This is a genomic window from Burkholderia sp. 9779_493 (assembly GCF_015712215.1).
Classification (GTDB): domain Bacteria; phylum Pseudomonadota; class Gammaproteobacteria; order Burkholderiales; family Burkholderiaceae; genus Burkholderia; species Burkholderia cenocepacia.
The window spans coordinates 38,952-55,595 of record NZ_JACCQA010000037.1; the positions used below are offsets into that span (position 1 = coordinate 38,952).

The following is a 16,644-nucleotide window of genomic DNA, read 5'->3' on the forward strand; positions in this document are numbered from 1 at the left end:
AGCCGCGCGTCAGCCGCCGCTGCGGCCCGCGAGCAGCTCGACGGCGAAATCGGTACGCACGTCCTTCGCCGCGACCATCCGCTGCGCGATCCGGTCGATGTCGGCGCCCGTCGCGCCGGCCGCGACGGCGATGTTGCGCGCATGCAGCGCCATGTGGCCGCGCTGGATCCCTTCGGTCGCGAGCGCACGCAGCGCCCCGAGATTCTGCGCAAGCCCGACCGCGACCGCAATTTCGCCGAGTTCCTGCGCGGACGTCACGTTCATGATCTTCAATGCGAGGCGCGCGAGCGGATGCGTCTTCGTCGCGCCGCCGACGAGCCCGACCGGCATCGGCATCTCGATCGTGCCGACGAGGTCGCCGTTCGCGGCCTTCTCCCACGTCGTCAGCGACGTATAGCGGCCGCTGCGGCTCGCGTACGCATGCGCGCCGGCCTCGACCGCGCGCCAGTCGTTGCCGGTCGCGACCACCACCGGATCGATGCCGTTCATGATGCCCTTGTTGTGGGTCGCCGCGCGGTACGGATCGGTCGCCGCGAACACGTATGCGTCGATCACACGGTCGATCACCGCTTCGCCGGCGTAATCGTCGGTCGCGAGCGTCGCGGCCGAGTACCGTACCTCCGCGCGCGCCAACCGCAGGTCGGCGAGGTTGGACAGTATCCGCAACCGTACCTGGCCGCCGGTAATCGCCTCGATGCGCGTCGCGACGGTCTCGGCCATCGTGTTGACCGTGTTCGCGCCCATCGCGTCGCGCACGTCGACGATCAGGTGCGCGACGATCATCGCGCCGCGCGGCGTGTCGGGAAACACGTGAACCTCGATGTCGCGGCAGCCGCCGCCGAGCCCGACCAGCACCTTGTCGCGGCTGTTCGCGAGCGCGATCAGTTCGGCCGCATGACGCAGGATCGCGAGCCGCGCGCCGTACGGATCGTCGACGCCGACCACCTGGACCTGCGCACGCATCAGCGGGCCGCTGCTCGACGTGCGGAAGCCGCCCGCCGCGCGCGACAGCTTCGCCATGTACGATGCGGCCGCCACGATCGACGGCTCCTCGACGGCCATCGGCACGATCACGTCCCGGTCGTTGATCCGGAAGTAGCCAGCCACCGCCATCGGCAGCTCGAACGTGCCGATCACGTTCTCGATCATTCCGTTCGCGGTATCGAGCGGCAGCGCGCCCGGTCGGGCGAGCAGCGCGTGCTCGGCATCATCGAGCCCGACGACGCGGGCCAGGTGGGACAGGCGTTGCTCGGGCGTCAGCGAGCGGAAGTTCGGCAAGGCGGAATCGATCGGCATGATGGGTTGACTGTTGCGGGGTGGCGGTATTGCCCGTCGGTGCTTGCGGCGGGCAGTGGATAGCCGAATAATAGTCACGCTGTACCCATTGAAAAGGTACAGACGGCGCAGACAGTCCCTCAACCGTACCCATGACAGTGAGCCGGCCCGACGGAAGATTCCGATGAAACAGCGTGCAAAAGCCAGCCTGTCTGGCGCGATGGCGGACAATCTCGCCAGACAGATCGAGGAAGGGGTGTTGCCGGCCGGCGCGAAACTGCCGTCGATCAGGGAATACGCTGAGGCGTCCGGCTGCTCGAAGAACACCGTGATCAGCGCGTTCGAGATGCTCGCGGCCGACGGCCTGATCGAGCCGCGCCGCGGCTCCGGCTTCTTCGTCACGCGACGCGCGGCGGCCACGCCCGACCTCGACGAGCCGAGCTCGCTCGACCGCGCGATGGACATCGTGTGGCTGATGCGCGAGCAACTGCACGTGAAACCCGACGTGCTCAATCTCGGCGAAGGCTTCCCGCCGATCGAGTGGCTCGAGGAAACGCGGCTGAACCAGTACCAGCAGCGCATCATGCGCACGAGCGCCGCATCGCTGTTCCGCTACGGCAGCCGCTTCGGCTACCTGCCGCTGCGCCAGTCGCTGCAACAGAAGCTCGCCGGCTACGAAATCGAGGCGCCGCCCGCGCAGATCGTGCTCACGCACGGCGCGAACCAGGCGATGGACCTCGTGCTGCGCTATTTCGTGCGCCCCGGCGACACCGTGCTCGTCGACGATCCCGGCTACTACCCGTTGTTCGGCAAGCTGAAGCTGAGCGGCGCGAACATCGTCGGCGTGCCGCGCGAGATCGACGGCCCCGACGTCGCGAAGCTGGCCGAGCATATCGCCGCGTACCGGCCGAAGCTGTTCTTCACGCAATCGGTCGGCCACAACCCGACCGCGACCGATACGAGCGCGGCCAAGGCGCACCGCATCCTGCAGCTCGCCGACGCGCACGACCTGATCATCGTCGAGGACGATGCGCTGGCCGACCTGCGGCCGCGCTCGCTCACGCGCATCGCGACGCTCGACCAGTTGCGCCGCACGATCTATATCGGCAGTTTTTCGAAATCGGTGTCGGCCGCGCTGCGTGTCGGGTTTCTCGCGTGCAATGCGGCGCTTGCCAGCGATCTCGCCGACGTGAAGATGCTGACGCACGTCAGCAGCTCGGAATACTGCGAACGCACGCTCGATGCGATCGTCAGCGATGGCCACTTTCTCAGGCATACGAATCATCTGCAGGAGAAGCTGCGGCGCGCGACCGGCACCGCACTCGATGCGCTCGGCCGTCTCGGCGCGGAGGTCTATCGGCCGTGCGAGCAGAACCTGTATCTGTGGGCCGCGCTGCCCGGCTGGCCGGATTCGATGTCGCTCGCACAGGCGCTGCTGGAGCGCGGCGTGATCCTCGCGCCGGGGGCGGTGTTCTCGCCGCAGGCCGATCGTCCGTCGAAGTATTGCCGGTTCAACGTTGCGTATCTGGCGGACAAGCGGTTTGCGCAGGCGTTGCAGGCCGTCACCTGAAAACGAATGCGGGCCGCGCAACAGGCCGGCCCGCATTCATCGCACCGACCCCGCTTACACGCGCCGCAACGGCCGGAACCCGGCACGCACTTCACGCGCGAACAATTCCGGTTCCTCCCATGCCGCGAAGTGCCCGCCCTTGTCGACTTCGTTGAAGTAGATCAGGTTGTGATAACTGCGCTCGGCCCAACTGCGCGGCGCCTGATAAATCTCGCCCGGAAACACCGTGATCGCCGCCGGCAGCGAGATATCGACCGCGTTGAAGTTGTTCGAGTGATCCTCCCAGTAGATCTGCGCAGCCGACGTCGCGGTGTTCGTCAGCCAGTACAGCGAAATGTCGTCGAGAATCTCGTCGCGCGGAATCGAGCGTTCGGGCACGCCGCCGCTGTACGTCCACTGCGAGATCTTGTCGTACATCCACGCGGCCTGCCCGGACGGCGAATCCGCCAGCGCATAACCGACCGTCTGCGGCCGCGTGACCATCATCGCCGAGTAGCCGCAGTTGTCGCGATAGAACGTCGCGAGCTTCTCGTACGCGGCCTTCTCCTTCGGCGACAGCGAAGCCGGCGCGGGCGCATCGGTCGCGAGCAGCGTGGCGATGTCCGGCGGCACCGTCGCCGGCATGTTCACGTGAATCCCGGCCAAACCTTGCACGCGCTGCATCGCCATCCGGTGCGAGATCACCGAGCCGCAGTCGCCGCCCTGCGACACGAAGCGCGTATAGCCGAGCCGCGCCATCAGCTCGCCCCACGCGCGCGCGATGTGATCCGAACCCCAGCCGGTCTTCGTCGGCCGGCCCGAGAAACCGAAACCCGGCAGCGACGGCACGACGACATGGAACGCATCGTCCGCGCTCGCGCCGTGCGCGGTCGGATCGGTCAGCGGGCCGATCGCCTTCAGCAACTCGAAGATCGAACCGGGCCAGCCGTGCGTCATGATCATCGGCATCGCGTTCTCATGCCGCGAGCGGACGTGAATGAAATGAATGTCGAGCCCGTCGATTTCCGTGATGAACATCGGGAAACCGTTCAGGCGCGCCTCGCCCTTGCGCCAGTCGTAGTCGGTGCCCCAGTAGCGCAGCAGCGCCTGCATGCGCGCGAGCCGCACGCCCTGCGATTCGTCGGCGACGGTCTCGCGGCCCGGCCAGCGCGTCGCGGCGATGCGACGGCGCAGGTCGGCCACGGCTTCATCGGGAATGTGCGCGGTGAACGGGCGTATGCCGCTCGCGCCGGTGGCCGCATGCAGCGCGGTGGGCAGCATCGCCGACACCCCGGCGGCCACGGAAGTGGCCAGCAGGTGGCGACGCATCGGGGAAAACGGTGTGGAAGACATCGTTCGGCATCTCCTTTCGTGAAGTGGAAAGTGAACATGCCGCGCGCGAGATCGCGCCCAGGCTTTCAATCCGGCGCGCCCTCGTCACGCGGCGTCGCCCATTTGAAAGGTCTGATGTATCCCGGATTTGTCTGATTTGTACGCGTTTGTAGCTGTTGCGCGGCGAGCGGCCACGCCTGTATGGCTGCCCGCCGATGCGGCGCTCAGAGCGCCTTGACGATCGCGCCGTCGACGCGAATGTTCTGCCCGGTGATGTAGCCCGCGCCGTCCGACAGCAGGAACGCGACCGTCTTCGCGATCTCGCCGGTCTTGCCGAAGCGGCCGGCCGGAATGCGCGCGACGATCTCCGGCGTTTCCGGCCAGCTGTCGATGAAGCCCGGCAGCACCGCGTTCATCCGGATGTTCTCGGCCGCATAGCGTTCCGCGTAGAGGCGCGTCCACGCGCTCAACGCCGCCCGCAGCGCCGACGACACGGGCATCGGCTGCTCGGGTGCGTCCGCCGCGAAGCTCGAGATGTTGACCACCGCGCCGCCGCCCTGCTTCTGGAAGATCGGCGTCACGCGGCGCATCACGCGCACCACGTTCAGCAGGATCAGGTCGAGGCCCGCGTGCCAGTTGTCGTCGGTGATCGCCAGCAGCTCGCCCTTCGGCGGATGGCCGGTGTTGTTCACGACCGCGTCGATCCGCCCGTAGCGCGCGACCGTTTCCTGCACGAGCCGGTCGATATCGGCTTCTTCCGTCACCGAGCCCTGGATGCCGAAGCCGCCCAGTTCCTCGCCGAGCGCCACCGCGCTGCCCGACGGCGACATCAGCGCGACGCGGTAGCCGGTCGCCGCCAGTTCGCGCGCGATCGCCGCGCCCATGCCCTTGCCCGCCGCCGTGATCAGCGCCACTTTTTCTACAGTCACGATCCGCTCCTCGTTTCGATTCTGCCGCCGCGCAGCCGCCATTCGGCGCGCCATGGTGGTAATGTAGGCGCATCGATTCCGGCTGTCGAACCAGTATTTCTGCCGCCAGCCGATAGTTTTTCTACAGCCTGACGATGCCGCCACGCCCTTCCCGCCTGCCGCCGCTGAATGCGCTTCGTGCGTTCGAAGTGTCCGCGCGGCACCTCAATTTCCGCGCCGCCGCCGACGAGATCGGCGTCACGCAGGGCGCCGTCGCGCAGCAGGTGCGCCACCTCGAGGACGTGCTCGGCCTGAAGCTGTTCGAGCGCCTGCCGCGCGGCCTCGCGCTCACGCACGACGGCGCCGCGTACTTCTCCGACGTGCAGCGCGCGCTGCATGCGATCGCCGACGCGACCGACAAGCTCGTCAAGCGCCGCGCCGCGCTGACGATCAGCACGACGCCGTCGTTCGCGTCGAAGTGGCTGATCCCGCGGCTCGCGCAGTTCACCGACGCGCATCCCGACTACGACGTGCGCGTGATCGCCGATCCGCAGATCGCGACGTTCCGCCACGACGGCGTCGACCTCGCGATCCGCTACGGCAAGCCGCCGTTCGGCAAGCATCTCGCCACCCATGCGCTGTTCCCGCTCGACGTGTACGCGGTGTGCAGCCCGTCGGTGCTGACCGCGCCGGCTTCGCCGCGCGCGCTCGCTGGCCAGGTGCTGCTGCACGATGCGCATGACCTGTGGCCCGAGTTCCTCGCGGCGATGCCCGCACCGGTCGACGTCGATCCGCACAAGGGGCTGCGCTTCAACCAGACGTCGCTCGCGATCGATGCGGCCGTCGCCGGTCAGGGCATCGCGCTCGCGACCGAGCCGCTCGTCGAGCGCGACATCGCTGCCGGACGGCTGTGCAAGCCGTTCGACTTCGCGTTTCCGCTGTCGATGGGGTTCTATCTCGTGTATCCGGCCGAGCGCCGCGACGACGACGCGATCGCGGTGATGCGCGCGTGGATGATCCAGGCCGCGTCGGACGGGCGGCCTTGAGCCGCGTGAGCTCGCCTGGCTGGCGTCAGGGAGCGATCCAGCGGGCTTCGTCGCCGCTGTCGTTCAAGTCGAATACCGCTCGACGATGGCCGGCGCGCGCGAGTTCGAGCCAGTCGATGCGCGTGACCGTCATGTGGATCAGGCAGAAGTTTTCGTAGCCGTCGCCGGTCGGCGCGGTACTGTCGGGATGCGCGGCTTCCGGCGACGCGACCGGCGTACCGGGCGGCAACGGTGCGCGATACAGCAGCAGCGTATGCGGACGGCTCGATTGCCAGATCGCGCGCCGCTGCGCTTCGTCGTCGCAGATCGACGCAACGCCTTCCGCGCGAATCTGCACGAGTGCATCAAGGTCATTGGCGACGATCGAGATGCGCGGATCGCGACGCAACTCCGCGACCTTCTCCGAACGTGCATCGGTATGAAACGACAGCACGCGCTCCGTGCGATTCACCTGACGCAACACGATCGTCCGAACCTTCGGCGCACCGTCGAGGCCGAGCGTCGCCGCCTGCAACATCGTGAACGGCGAGCGCTGCACGCTGACGCCGGATTCGAGGCAGGACCAGAGGCGATCGTAGGTTTGCGCGAGCGATGCGGAGGTCGAGTCGGAGGTCGAGTCGGACATGAGGCGGCGGCGATCGTCGGTGTTTCGATCGCGCAAGCTTAACCGTTTGTTGCGGCGACGGCGCGCCGGCGATGCGCTGCGGCCTGTGCGCCCGTCAGTTGTAGCCGAGCACGACCGGCGCCGCATCGCCTGCATCGGGCGCCGGCTCCGCGCCGAACCGGCCGAGCACGTCGGCCACATATTGCGGCCCGGCGCTGATCTGCGACGAGCGATGCTTCGCCGGCTGCTTATACGCGGCGCTCGCCGCCGCCCCCATCGATGCCGTTTCGTTGACGGTGATATTCACGCTGATGTCTCCTCACGCGGCCAGTGCCGCACCATACGCGCGCACGAGGCGCGCGACGCCTTCCCGGATCGCATCGACGTCCGGCGCGGCGAACGACAGGCGCAGCGATGCCGCGTCGACGTTGTCCGCGAAGAACGCCTTGCCGGGCACGAACACGATCTTGTTGGCGATCGCCTGTTGCAGCAGCACGTCCGACGGCACCGCGCCAAGCCGCGCCCACACGAACATCCCGCCTTCGGGACGATGGAATTCGATCGCATCGCCGAACCCGTCGCGTAGCGCGTCGCACATCGCGTCGCATTTGCGCCGGTACGCGGCCGTGATGCGCGGCAGATGGCGTTCGAGCGCACCGTCGGCCAGATATTCGGCGGCAGTAGCCTGCGTCCACGGCGTGCTGCACAGATCGACCGTCTGCTTCGCGATCACGCAGCGCCGCGTGATCTCGGCCGGCGCGATCGTCCAGCCCACGCGCAGCCCCGGCGCGACGATCTTCGACAGGCTCGCGAAATGCACGAGCCAGTCGCGCGCGCCGTCCACTTCACCGGCCAGCGCGAGCATCGACGGCACGGCTTCGCCGGCGAAACGCAGGTCGCCATACGGATCGTCCTCGACGATCAGGAAACGGTATTGCACCGCGAGACGCAGCAGCTTCAGCCGGCGTTCGCGTGTGAGCGTCGCGCCCGTCGGGTTCGCGAAAGTCGGGACCGTGTAGAGCAGCTTCGGCTGCGCGATCGCGCCGGACGCGAGTTGTTCGCCGAGACGATCGACGTCGAGGCCTTCGCCGTCGACGGGAATCGTCACGATGCGCGCCTGCTGCAAGCGCATGGCCTGCAGCGTGGCCGGATATGCCGGCTGTTCGGTCAACACGACGTCGCCGGGCGACACCATCACGCGCAGCAGCAGGTCGAGGCCCTGCTGCGAACCGGTCGTGACGAGCAGTTCGGCCGGCGTGCACGCGACGCCGCGACGCGCCATCAGCGCGATCAGTTGCTGCTTCAGTTCGGCGAGGCCGTCGGTCGGGCCGTATTGCAGGCAGCGGACGGGTTGCGCGTACGCGCGTTCGGCGGCCGCGTTCAGGCCGTCGACGTCGAACAGGTCGCTGGCCGGATAGCCGCCCGCGAAGGAAATCATGCCCGGTTCGGACAGGTACTTGAACAACTCGCGGATCGGCGAGCCGGCAGGGTGTTGGAATGAGGGCGTGAACGCGTACATGTCGTCGTGAGCTGGTGGGCGCGCATGGCCGGGATAGCCGTCGAGCGCCGGCCGCCAAGGCGCTTCTGGCGCCGCGGCGGTGAATTCGAGCCACGATTGTCGATAGTCATTAAGGGCTCGGCAAACGATATCTATGCACTAGGTCTTGCGGTTTGGTCATTAATGGTCATTTTCACTTTCTGACCGGTCCCGACAAACGAAGGGCGGCCTCAGCCGCCCCTCACAAAACCAATCAATCAGTCCGCCACACCCCGATTCGCCTCGATCACCGTCAGCGCGGCCATATTCACGATCCGCCGCACGGTCGCACTGGAAGTAAGAATATTCACCGGCGCATTAACGCCCAACAGGAACGGCCCCACCGCCACATTACTCCCCGCCTCGGTCTTGAGCAGGTTGTAAGCAATATTCCCCGCATCCACATTCGGACAAACCAGCAAATTCGCGGCCCCCTTCAACGGCGACATCGGCAGCAGCTTCGCGCGCAGCCCTTCATCGAGCGCACAGTCGCCATGCATCTCGCCATCCGCCTCGATATCCGGCGCCTGCTCGCGCACGATCTCCAGCGCCCGGCGCATCTTCACACCCGAAGCCGCGCTCCCCGACCCGAAATTCGACCGCGACAGCAGCGCGACCTTCGGTGTCAGGTTCAGCCATTCCATCTGGCGCGCCGCCGCGATCGTGAATTCCGCGATCTGCTCCGCATCGGGGTTGTCGTTCACGTGCGTATCCACCAGCGCGACCGTGCGCTGATCGAGCAACAGGATGTTCATCGCCGCGTAGGTCGACGCACCCGGCTTCTTGCCGATCACTTCATCCACGAACCGCAGGTGATTGTGATACTCGCCCACCGTCCCGCAGATCATCCCGTCCGCATCGCCGAGCTGCACCATCATCGCGCCGATCAGCGTCAGGCGGCGGCGCATTTCCACGCGCGCCATTTCCTTCGAAATACCGTCGCGGCAGCGCAGTTCCCAATACTTCGTCCAGTACTGCGGAAAGCGCTCGTCGTATTCCGGATTGGTCACTTCGACATCCTGACCGAGTCGCAGACGCAGGCCGAATCGCTCGATGCGCGCGAGCAGCACCTCCGGACGCCCGACCAGAATCGGCCGCGCAAGCTTCTCGTCGACGATCACCTGCACCGCGCGCAGCACCCGCTCGTCTTCGCCTTCGGTGAACACGATCCGCGCCTTGCCGCCGTCACGCACGAGCTGACGCGCGGTCGCGAACAGCGGCTTCATGAATGCGCCCGAGTGGTAGACGAATTGCTGCAACTGCTCGACGTACGCATCGAGATTCGCGAGCGGACGCGTCGCCACGCCGCCTTCCATCGCCGCCTTCGCCACCGCCGGCGCGATCCGCACGATCAGGCGCGGATCGAACGGCTTCGGAATCAGGTATTGCGCGCCGAACGACACGTCGTAGGCACCGTAGGCCGCCGCGACGACTTCGTTCTGCTCTTCCTCGGCCAGTCCGGCTATCGCGTGCACCGCGGCGATTTCCATCTCGCGCGTGATCGTCGTCGCGCCCACATCGAGCGCGCCGCGGAAAATGTACGGGAAGCACAGCACGTTGTTGACCTGGTTCGGGTAGTCCGAGCGGCCCGTCGCGATGACGACGTCATCGCGCGTCTCGTGCGCCAGTTCCGGGAAGATTTCCGGCGTCGGGTTGGCCAGCGCGAGAATCAGCGGCCGCGCCGCCATTTCCTTCAGCATGTCCGCCGTGAGGATGCCGCCGACCGACAGGCCGAGGAACACGTCCGCGCCGCCGATCACTTCGGCGAGTTTGCGCGCGTCGGTTTCCTGCGCGAAGCGCGACTTGGCCGGGTCCATCAGCGTGGTGCGGCCGCGATAGACGACGCCCTCGATGTCGGTCACCCACACATTTTCCACCGGCAGCCCGAGGTCGACCAGCAGGTCCAGGCACGCCAGCGCGGCCGCGCCGGCGCCCGACGTCACGACCTTCACTTCCTTGATCGACTTACCGACGACCTTCAGCCCGTTGATGAACGCGGCGGAAACGGTGATGGCCGTGCCGTGCTGATCGTCGTGGAAAACGGGAATCTTCATGCGCTCGCGCAGCTTCTGCTCGACGGTGAAGCATTCCGGCGCCTTGATGTCCTCGAGGTTGATGCCGCCGAACGTGGGTTCGAGGCCGGCGATGATGTCGACCAGCTTGTCCGGATCGGTCTCGTTGATCTCGATGTCGAACACGTCGATCCCGGCGAACTTCTTGAACAGGACGGCCTTGCCTTCCATCACCGGCTTCGACGCGAGCGGGCCGATGTTGCCGAGGCCGAGCACCGCGGTGCCGTTCGTGATCACGCCGACCAGGTTGCCGCGGCTCGTGAAGCGGTGCGCCTGCAGCGGATCGGCGGCGATCGACTCGCACACGCTCGCCACGCCGGGCGTATAGGCCAGCGCCAGATCGCGCTGGGTCACCAGCGGCTTGCTCGCGACGACCGAGATCTTCCCGGGGGTCGGAAACTCGTGGTAGTCGAACGCGGCCTGCTGCTGTGTCTCTGTCTGTTTCATGTTTTGGGTCCCGGCGTGGGCGCCAGGCCAATCCCGGCGCGATCCATGAAGGGGATTCTAGGGATCCGCCATAACGTGATGATTCTGTTTTAATATCGGCCCATCACTTTTTCCTGATGAATACATGACCAGTCAATGAATTTTGACGCAAACGACGTGGTCAGGCGGCTCGGCGCGCGTCTGAAGATCCGGCATCTGGTGCTGTTGCTGCAGATCCAGCAGCACGGATCGCTGACGCGGGTCGCCGAACACATGGCCAGCAGCCAGCCGGCCGTGACGAACGCGCTGTCCGAACTGGAAAGCATGTTCGGCACGCCGCTGTTCGAGCGCTCGTCGCGCGGCATGCGGCCCACCGCGCTCGGCGCGGTCGTGCTCGAGCGCGCGAAGGCGATGATCAAGGATCTCGACCACCTCGCCCGCGAGATGGAGGCCGTCGCCGCCGGGCATGCGGCCCATCTGCACATCGGCGTGATTCCGTTCATCTCCGGCCAGATGCTGTCGGCCGCGCTGAAGCGGCTGCAAGCGCGCATGGAGCGGCGCCTGACCGTGACGATTCACGAAGGCACCAGCGATCAGCTGCTGCTGCAACTCAAGGATCACAGTGTCGACATCGTGATCGGGCGCGCGTCGTCGGCGATCGATCTCGGGCAGGTTTCGTTCGAAGTGCTGTACCAGCAGCAGCCGCGCATGATCGCGAGCCGGCGCCTGGCGGCCAAGCTCGCCCGCACGCCGCTGGACTGGCACAAGCTGCACGCGCTCGACTGGATTCTCGGCGCGCCGCATACGCCGATGCGCGAACAGGTGACCGACCTGTTCCTGTCGGCCGGCATCGCGCCGCCCGTGCCGATCGTCGAAAGCTATTCGTCGAAGCTGATCGGCGAAATGATCGCGTCGAGCGACGAAGCCGTGTCGATCGTGCCGGCCGATATCGCGGAAGAGCTGGTGCGGATCGCCGGCGTGGCGATCGTGCCGTATTCGCTGGTGTGGACGCTGCCGCCCATCGCGCTGTTCACGCGCTCCGCCGATTCGCGGTCGCCCGCGCGCGATCTGCTCGTCGACGCGCTACGCGCGGTGTGCAAGGAGACTTACGGGGACGCACAGCGGTAACACGCTATTTGGCGGCGGCGAGGCGCCGCAGGATTTCCGGACGCTCGGCACTCAGCACGTGATCCGCGCCTTCGCCTCTGTCATAGCGTTTGCTCGTCCGGTAGGAAAAGCGCTTCGCGTATCGATTGGCGGCGGGATCGAACGTCCATGCGTCGACGTCGAAGACGTGCTTGCCGAAATGATCCTCGCCCTTGCCCCACACGTAGTCGGCCCGGACGAACAGCGGATACGGCGACACCTGCGGCACGCTCCACATCGCACGATCGGCCATCTCGGTTTCGGTGACGATCGGCATCAGGTTCTCGATCTTGCCATTCGCGCCGACACGCAGGACAGCCACGCGTTCCAGCATTCCGCTGCCGCCACCCGAGAACATTCCCGAGAAAAACACCCACGAGCCGCCCGACGCAATCGGCAGCCGTTCGGAGCGTGGACTCAGACCGAACTGGTACAGCTCCTTGGCGGAACCGGGGACAAGCTTCGGCGGCATCTCGAAGCACGGCGCACGGTCGGGCAGCACGCAGAGCTTCACGCCCGACAACGGAAGCCCGTCGGCATCGAGCTTGCCTTCGGATTGCGTGAAACGCGGGAATGCAGTTTCGCCGGAGGCTGCTTGAACGTGGGCGATGCCGACGGTCGCCACGCTCGAGATCACCGCGAGCGTTTTACCGATCCGGCGCATCACCCCTCCGCCCGATGACACACCACCTCGATATTGTGTCCATCCGGACCGGTGACGAACGCCGCGTAATAGTTCGCGTGATAATGCGGCCGCAGCCCGGGCGCGCCATTGTCTTTCGCACCGGCCTCCAGCGCCGCGCGGTAAAACGCATCGACTTGCTGCCGCGTGTCGGCCACGAATGCGATGTGGAGATGCGCCGGCTTCTCGTCGGTCTGGAACAAACACAGCGAAGGCTTGCCGGGCGGACTGATCTCTATCCCGTACGACGGCTCGCCTTCCCCGACAATCACTGCGCCCAGCGGTTCAAGCGCCTTGAGGAAAAACGCCTTGCTGGCGGCGTAGTCGCTGACGCCGAATTTGACGTGGTCGAACATGGGGCTCCCCCGGATGAATGAGCTTGGGATGGACAGTGATACGGTCCTGGCGAACCGGACAGATGATACGGGAATAGCGGTGACCGAAGCCGCTCTCCGATCGCGCAATGCACTGGCTTTCCCATGCGCTCTCACACACGTCGCCGCGCATCCACAGCGGCTCAGGTCAAGGCGGCGAACACCGGCTGGCTCCTGACGCTCTCGCGCTCCCGCATGCGCGCGTACCAGGCGCGAAGCGCTTCGCACTCCTCAGGCACCGGCAGCTTCACGAGCATCGCAAAGATCAGACCGCCGATGACGGTGATGTCGGCCATCGAGAACGTCGCACCCGCGACATACGGCCGGCTTTGCAGAACGGCATCGAAGTAGCGCATGCCCCTCAGCGCCTTGTCGCGCTGGCGGAACCCCCACTCCGGGTTTTGATACGTCTCGACGTCGGGGCCGAGCCCCGGCGTGCCGTGATGGAAATAGACGCTGACGGCGTCGAGCAGCTCCAGCTCGGCGCGTTTGCTCATCATGTGAATGATGCCCTTTTCGCGAGGCGTGCTGCCGGTGAGCGTGGGCGCGCCATCGAGTGCGTCGAGGTATTCGGTAATGGCCGTGCACTCGGCGATACAGGTTCCGTCGTCGAGTTCCAGCACCGGCAACGTACCCGAATAATTCTTGCCGGCGATGAACTCGGGCTTTTTATGCTCGCCCTTGTAAAGATCGACCATCACGAACTCGACGCGCGATTGCAGCCCCTTTTCGGCCAGCGCGATGCGCACGCGGGTCGGATAGGGCCCGGTCGGGAAATCGTAGACCTTCATCACGGGCAGTCGGGCTACGTCGAAATTGGCGGTACGGGAAGTCATTGCAGGCGCGCTCCATGGTCGTTTGCACTGGATCGGACGACATGAACACACGTCGCCCGCGAATCTACCTAACGTTTGTTAGGTTAACCATATAAGGTACAATCCGGAGTGTCAACACCATTTCCCGTGCGCGGAGACTGACGCAGTGACGAACGACGCGAGCTCGAACTCGAGAGAAAGAATTCTGGCAGCCGCCACGCGGCTCGCGCAGACGCACGGTTACGGCGGCTTGAACTATCGGGATCTCGCCAACGAGGTGGGGATCAAGGCCGCGAGCATCTACCACCATTTTGAAAGCAAGGCCGATCTCGGCGCGGCGGTAGCGAGGCGTTATCGGGAAGATTCAGCGGCGGCGCTGGACGACATGCTGGCCCGATCGCGCGATCCGCTGGATTGCCTGCGTCGCTATCCGGGTACCTTTCGCAAGGCGCTCGAGACCGGCAACCGCCTGTGCCTGTGCAGCTTCATGGCCGCCGAAACCGACGACCTGCCGGAAGTCGTGATGAAGGAAGTGCTGGCCTTCGCCGACGTGAACGTGGCGTGGTTGAGCAAGGTGCTGTCCGCGGCGGCAGTGGTCGGCGCTCGGGAGAGCAAACAGCGGGCGCGGGCCATCTTCGCCGCCATCGCCGGCGCTCAGCTCATCGCGCGCAGCCGTGCCGATCTCTCGCTCTACGACGCGCTGATCGACAGTTATCGTAAGGCAGGCCTTTTGCCCGCGTAGCCGTGCAGCGGCGACGCGGCTTCGGGCGACGTCGAACGTTCGCGAACGGGTGATGATCAATCGGGCGCTCCACGCCGTCAGAAGCCCGCTCTCTACGGATGAAAAGTCTCGCCCCGCTTCAGCATGTCGATGAATTCCGCGATTTTGCGCGCCCGCGTTTCCGGCTTCTTGGCGCTCTGTATCCGGAACAGGATCGCATAGCGATTACGGCTGTTCAGCGTTGCAAAAAACTTCGCGGCTTTCGGATTGGCGTCCAGCGCCGCCTGCAAGTCGTCCGGCACGGTCGAGTTGCTGGCCGACGTATAGGCCGCCTCCCAGCGGCCGTCCTTCCTGGCCCTGTCGATCTCGGACAGGCCAGACGGCTGCATCCTGCCTGCGGCGATCAACGCTTCGGCCTTGTCCTTGTTGATTTTTGACCAGATGCTTTTCGCGGAACGCGGGCTAAAGCGCTGCAACCAATACTGCTCGCTCTCGGCCTTCTTTTGGCCATCGATCCAGCCGTGGCAGAGGGCGCTCTCAACCGCCTGTTCGTAGGTGACGGTTCGCTGCTCCGCGCCTTTTTTCGCGAGCCGCAGCCATGCTCCGGTCGACGTGCCGCCGTTTTGCCCCAACCAGTTTTCCCATTCGGCCTGACTGGCGAACGTCAGCGCACAATCGGTCATGACACGATCCTGAATGGTTGCGTTTTCAACGACTCGAAAGCCGCCGCTCAACCAATGAGCGGCAGCCACCGCAACACGCCATGGCGAAAAACCGCGTCAAACAATCCGGTTCAACGCATCGGCAAACCGCTTCACCGCCCCATCGATGTCATGCAGCTTGTCGAGACCGAACAACCCGAGCCGGAACGTCTTGAAGTCCGCCGGCTCGTCGCATTGCAACGGCACGCCCGCCGCGATCTGCAAACCGACATCGGCGAATTTCTGCCCGGTGCGAATACCGTCATCGTCCGTGTAGCTGACCACGACACCCGGCGCCTCGAACCCCTTCGCGGCCACGCTTCTGAATCCCTTCTGGGTCAGCACGGCACGAACGCGCTCGCCGAGTTCGAGCTGTTCCGCCTTCACCTTGTCGAAGCCATATGCCTCGGTTTCCTTCATCACGTCGCGCAGCGTCGTGAGGCTGTCCGTGGGCATCGTCGCGTGGTACGCGAACCCGCCGCCCTCGTACGCTTCCATGATCTGCAGCCACTTGCGCAGATCGCACGCGAAGCTGGTGCTCGTCGTCGAATCGATGCGTTCCCGCGCGAGCGGGCTCAACATGACCATCGCGCAACACGGCGACGCGCTCCAGCCCTTTTGCGGCGCGCTGATCAGGATATCGACGCCGCTCGCCTGCATGTCGACCCACACGGTGCCCGACGCGATGCAATCCAGCACGAACATGCCGCCGACCGCATGCACGGCATCGGCCACCGCGCGCAGGTACGCATCGGGCAGCATCATGCCGGACGCGGTTTCGACGTGCGGCGCGAACACGAGATCGGGCTTGTGCTCGTTGATCGCGGCGACCACTTCGTCGATCGGCGCCGGCGCATAGGCGGCCTGCCTGCCCGCTTCGACCGGACGCGCCTTCAGCACCGTCGTCTCGGACGGAATGCCGCCCATGTCGAAAATCTGCGACCAGCGGAAGCTGAACCAGCCGTTGCGGATGACGAGGCACTTCCTGTTCGTCGCGAACTGCCGCGCCACGGCCTCCATGCCGAACGTCCCGCTGCCCGGAACGATCGCGACCGACTTCGCGTTGTAGACGTTTTTCAGCGTGGCGGAGATGTCGCGCATGACGCCCTGGAAGCGCTGCGACATATGGTTGACGGAGCGATCGGTGTACACCACCGAATATTCGAGGAGCCCCTCGCGGTCAACATCGGGAAGTAAACCTGGCATGCTCGCCTCCGGTGAAAGATGAACGATGAAATCAGGACAAGCAGCGTCTTCGATTCGATACTGCTCTGCACCCATGCAAATGCGTCATTTCCTCGACGAAAGCAGATTCTAACGAACGGCGCCGGTCGATTGGGGCATATTTTGTCTGCTGCGGGGCCCGGTATTCGTCGACGCCGGCCCCTGCCGCGCACATCGCCCCGTTCCATGTAAGGGTTAACGACGCGTGCGGCGCGCGTCCCATAACATGTCG

At 65.6% G+C, this 16,644-nt stretch carries 16 protein-coding genes; 4 read left to right on the plus strand and 12 right to left on the minus strand.

All coding sequences use genetic code 11. The features are described 5' to 3' along the window. Positions 1–9 precede the first annotated feature (9 nt). On the minus strand, positions 10–1,296 hold the full coding sequence (locus H0X95_RS29100) for a hydroxymethylglutaryl-CoA reductase, degradative (protein WP_059722360.1): 1,287 nt from the start codon (positions 1,294–1,296) through the stop codon (positions 10–12). Between the two features lie 163 nt (positions 1,297–1,459). Between H0X95_RS29100 and H0X95_RS29105 the strand changes: the two genes are divergently transcribed. Next, on the plus strand, positions 1,460–2,845 hold the full coding sequence (locus H0X95_RS29105) for an aminotransferase-like domain-containing protein (protein WP_059722358.1): 1,386 nt from the start codon (positions 1,460–1,462) through the stop codon (positions 2,843–2,845). A 54-nt stretch (positions 2,846–2,899) separates the two neighbouring features. Here the strand turns inward: H0X95_RS29105 and H0X95_RS29110 are convergent, their stop codons facing one another. Together H0X95_RS29110 and H0X95_RS29115 are read right to left on the minus strand one after the other, a co-directional pair. Further along, the gene (locus tag H0X95_RS29110; RefSeq protein WP_006484637.1) at positions 2,900–4,177 is read right to left on the minus strand and encodes an epoxide hydrolase family protein; all 1,278 of its coding nucleotides are present in this window, start codon (positions 4,175–4,177) and stop codon (positions 2,900–2,902) included. Between the two features lie 203 nt (positions 4,178–4,380). Continuing rightward, positions 4,381–5,085: an SDR family oxidoreductase gene (locus H0X95_RS29115; RefSeq protein ID WP_039354670.1), complete on the minus strand. Its 705-nt coding sequence runs from the start codon at positions 5,083–5,085 to the stop codon at positions 4,381–4,383. 134 nt (positions 5,086–5,219) lie between these two features. On the opposite strand from H0X95_RS29115, the gene gcvA reads away from it, so the two are divergent. Further along, complete coding sequence (gene gcvA, locus H0X95_RS29120) at positions 5,220–6,110, plus strand: transcriptional regulator GcvA (protein ID WP_058902701.1); 891 nt, start codon at positions 5,220–5,222, stop codon at positions 6,108–6,110. 25 nt (positions 6,111–6,135) lie between these two features. Here the strand turns inward: gcvA and H0X95_RS29125 are convergent, their stop codons facing one another. From H0X95_RS29125 to H0X95_RS29140, 4 genes are all read right to left on the minus strand, one after another. After that, entirely contained in the window at positions 6,136–6,735 is a 600-nt protein-coding gene (locus H0X95_RS29125; RefSeq protein WP_059722706.1) for a pyridoxamine 5'-phosphate oxidase family protein, read from the minus strand. Between the two features lie 94 nt (positions 6,736–6,829). Beyond that, the gene (locus tag H0X95_RS29130; protein WP_027810831.1) at positions 6,830–7,021 is read right to left on the minus strand and encodes a hypothetical protein; all 192 of its coding nucleotides are present in this window, start codon (positions 7,019–7,021) and stop codon (positions 6,830–6,832) included. Positions 7,022–7,033: 12 nt separating this feature from the next. Then, the gene (locus tag H0X95_RS29135; RefSeq protein ID WP_196446305.1) at positions 7,034–8,233 is read right to left on the minus strand and encodes an aminotransferase-like domain-containing protein; all 1,200 of its coding nucleotides are present in this window, start codon (positions 8,231–8,233) and stop codon (positions 7,034–7,036) included. A 236-nt stretch (positions 8,234–8,469) separates the two neighbouring features. Beyond that, positions 8,470–10,770 carry an NADP-dependent malic enzyme gene (locus tag H0X95_RS29140; protein ID WP_059722354.1) on the minus strand — a complete coding sequence of 767 codons (2,301 nt, stop codon included), beginning with the start codon at positions 10,768–10,770 and terminating at the stop codon, positions 8,470–8,472. A 135-nt stretch (positions 10,771–10,905) separates the two neighbouring features. Between H0X95_RS29140 and H0X95_RS29145 the strand changes: the two genes are divergently transcribed. Continuing rightward, positions 10,906–11,877: a LysR substrate-binding domain-containing protein gene (locus H0X95_RS29145; RefSeq protein WP_006495747.1), complete on the plus strand. Its 972-nt coding sequence runs from the start codon at positions 10,906–10,908 to the stop codon at positions 11,875–11,877. 4 nt (positions 11,878–11,881) lie between these two features. On the opposite strand, the gene H0X95_RS29150 is transcribed toward H0X95_RS29145, so the two are convergent. From H0X95_RS29150 to H0X95_RS29160, 3 genes are all read right to left on the minus strand, one after another. Beyond that, positions 11,882–12,559, minus strand: coding sequence for a hypothetical protein (locus H0X95_RS29150; RefSeq protein WP_059722352.1), 678 nt, complete (start codon positions 12,557–12,559; stop codon positions 11,882–11,884). Continuing rightward, entirely contained in the window at positions 12,559–12,933 is a 375-nt protein-coding gene (locus H0X95_RS29155) for a VOC family protein (RefSeq protein WP_059722351.1), read from the minus strand. The genes H0X95_RS29150 and H0X95_RS29155 overlap by 1 nt, the downstream gene beginning before the upstream one ends. Before the next feature lie 161 nt (positions 12,934–13,094). Next, entirely contained in the window at positions 13,095–13,787 is a 693-nt protein-coding gene (locus H0X95_RS29160; RefSeq protein WP_059722349.1) for a glutathione S-transferase, read from the minus strand. A 145-nt stretch (positions 13,788–13,932) separates the two neighbouring features. On the opposite strand from H0X95_RS29160, the gene H0X95_RS29165 reads away from it, so the two are divergent. Continuing rightward, positions 13,933–14,508, plus strand: a complete 576-nt coding sequence (locus tag H0X95_RS29165; protein WP_006495751.1) for a TetR/AcrR family transcriptional regulator — start codon at positions 13,933–13,935, stop codon at positions 14,506–14,508. 92 nt (positions 14,509–14,600) lie between these two features. Here H0X95_RS29165 and H0X95_RS29170 read toward each other — a convergent pair whose 3' ends face one another. Together H0X95_RS29170 and H0X95_RS29175 are read right to left on the minus strand one after the other, a co-directional pair. Beyond that, positions 14,601–15,170: a YdeI/OmpD-associated family protein gene (locus tag H0X95_RS29170; protein ID WP_059722347.1), complete on the minus strand. Its 570-nt coding sequence runs from the start codon at positions 15,168–15,170 to the stop codon at positions 14,601–14,603. 96 nt (positions 15,171–15,266) lie between these two features. Continuing rightward, positions 15,267–16,394, minus strand: a complete 1,128-nt coding sequence (locus H0X95_RS29175; protein WP_059722345.1) for an aminotransferase class V-fold PLP-dependent enzyme — start codon at positions 16,392–16,394, stop codon at positions 15,267–15,269. Positions 16,395–16,644: the final 250 nt, after the last annotated feature.

What these genes read in the sequence shown, in the direction of transcription:
- H0X95_RS29155 (WP_059722351.1), bottom strand. Translation starts at nt 12,933, where the DNA reads ATGTTCGACCACGTCAAATTCGGCGTCAGCGACTACGCCGCCAGCAAG.
- H0X95_RS29170 (WP_059722347.1), bottom strand. Translation starts at nt 15,170, where the DNA reads ATGACCGATTGTGCGCTGACGTTCGCCAGTCAGGCCGAATGGGAAAAC.
- H0X95_RS29125 (WP_059722706.1), bottom strand. Translation starts at nt 6,735, where the DNA reads ATGTCCGACTCGACCTCCGACTCGACCTCCGCATCGCTCGCGCAAACC.
- H0X95_RS29135 (WP_196446305.1), bottom strand. Translation starts at nt 8,233, where the DNA reads ATGTACGCGTTCACGCCCTCATTCCAACACCCTGCCGGCTCGCCGATC.
- H0X95_RS29110 (WP_006484637.1), bottom strand. Translation starts at nt 4,177, where the DNA reads ATGTCTTCCACACCGTTTTCCCCGATGCGTCGCCACCTGCTGGCCACT.
- H0X95_RS29140 (WP_059722354.1), bottom strand. Translation starts at nt 10,770, where the DNA reads ATGAAACAGACAGAGACACAGCAGCAGGCCGCGTTCGACTACCACGAG.
- H0X95_RS29150 (WP_059722352.1), bottom strand. Translation starts at nt 12,559, where the DNA reads ATGCGCCGGATCGGTAAAACGCTCGCGGTGATCTCGAGCGTGGCGACC.
- H0X95_RS29160 (WP_059722349.1), bottom strand. Translation starts at nt 13,787, where the DNA reads ATGACTTCCCGTACCGCCAATTTCGACGTAGCCCGACTGCCCGTGATG.
- H0X95_RS29105 (WP_059722358.1), top strand. Translation starts at nt 1,460, where the DNA reads ATGAAACAGCGTGCAAAAGCCAGCCTGTCTGGCGCGATGGCGGACAAT.
- H0X95_RS29145 (WP_006495747.1), top strand. Translation starts at nt 10,906, where the DNA reads ATGAATTTTGACGCAAACGACGTGGTCAGGCGGCTCGGCGCGCGTCTG.
- H0X95_RS29100 (WP_059722360.1), bottom strand. Translation starts at nt 1,296, where the DNA reads ATGCCGATCGATTCCGCCTTGCCGAACTTCCGCTCGCTGACGCCCGAG.
- H0X95_RS29175 (WP_059722345.1), bottom strand. Translation starts at nt 16,394, where the DNA reads ATGCCAGGTTTACTTCCCGATGTTGACCGCGAGGGGCTCCTCGAATAT.
- gcvA (WP_058902701.1), top strand. Translation starts at nt 5,220, where the DNA reads ATGCCGCCACGCCCTTCCCGCCTGCCGCCGCTGAATGCGCTTCGTGCG.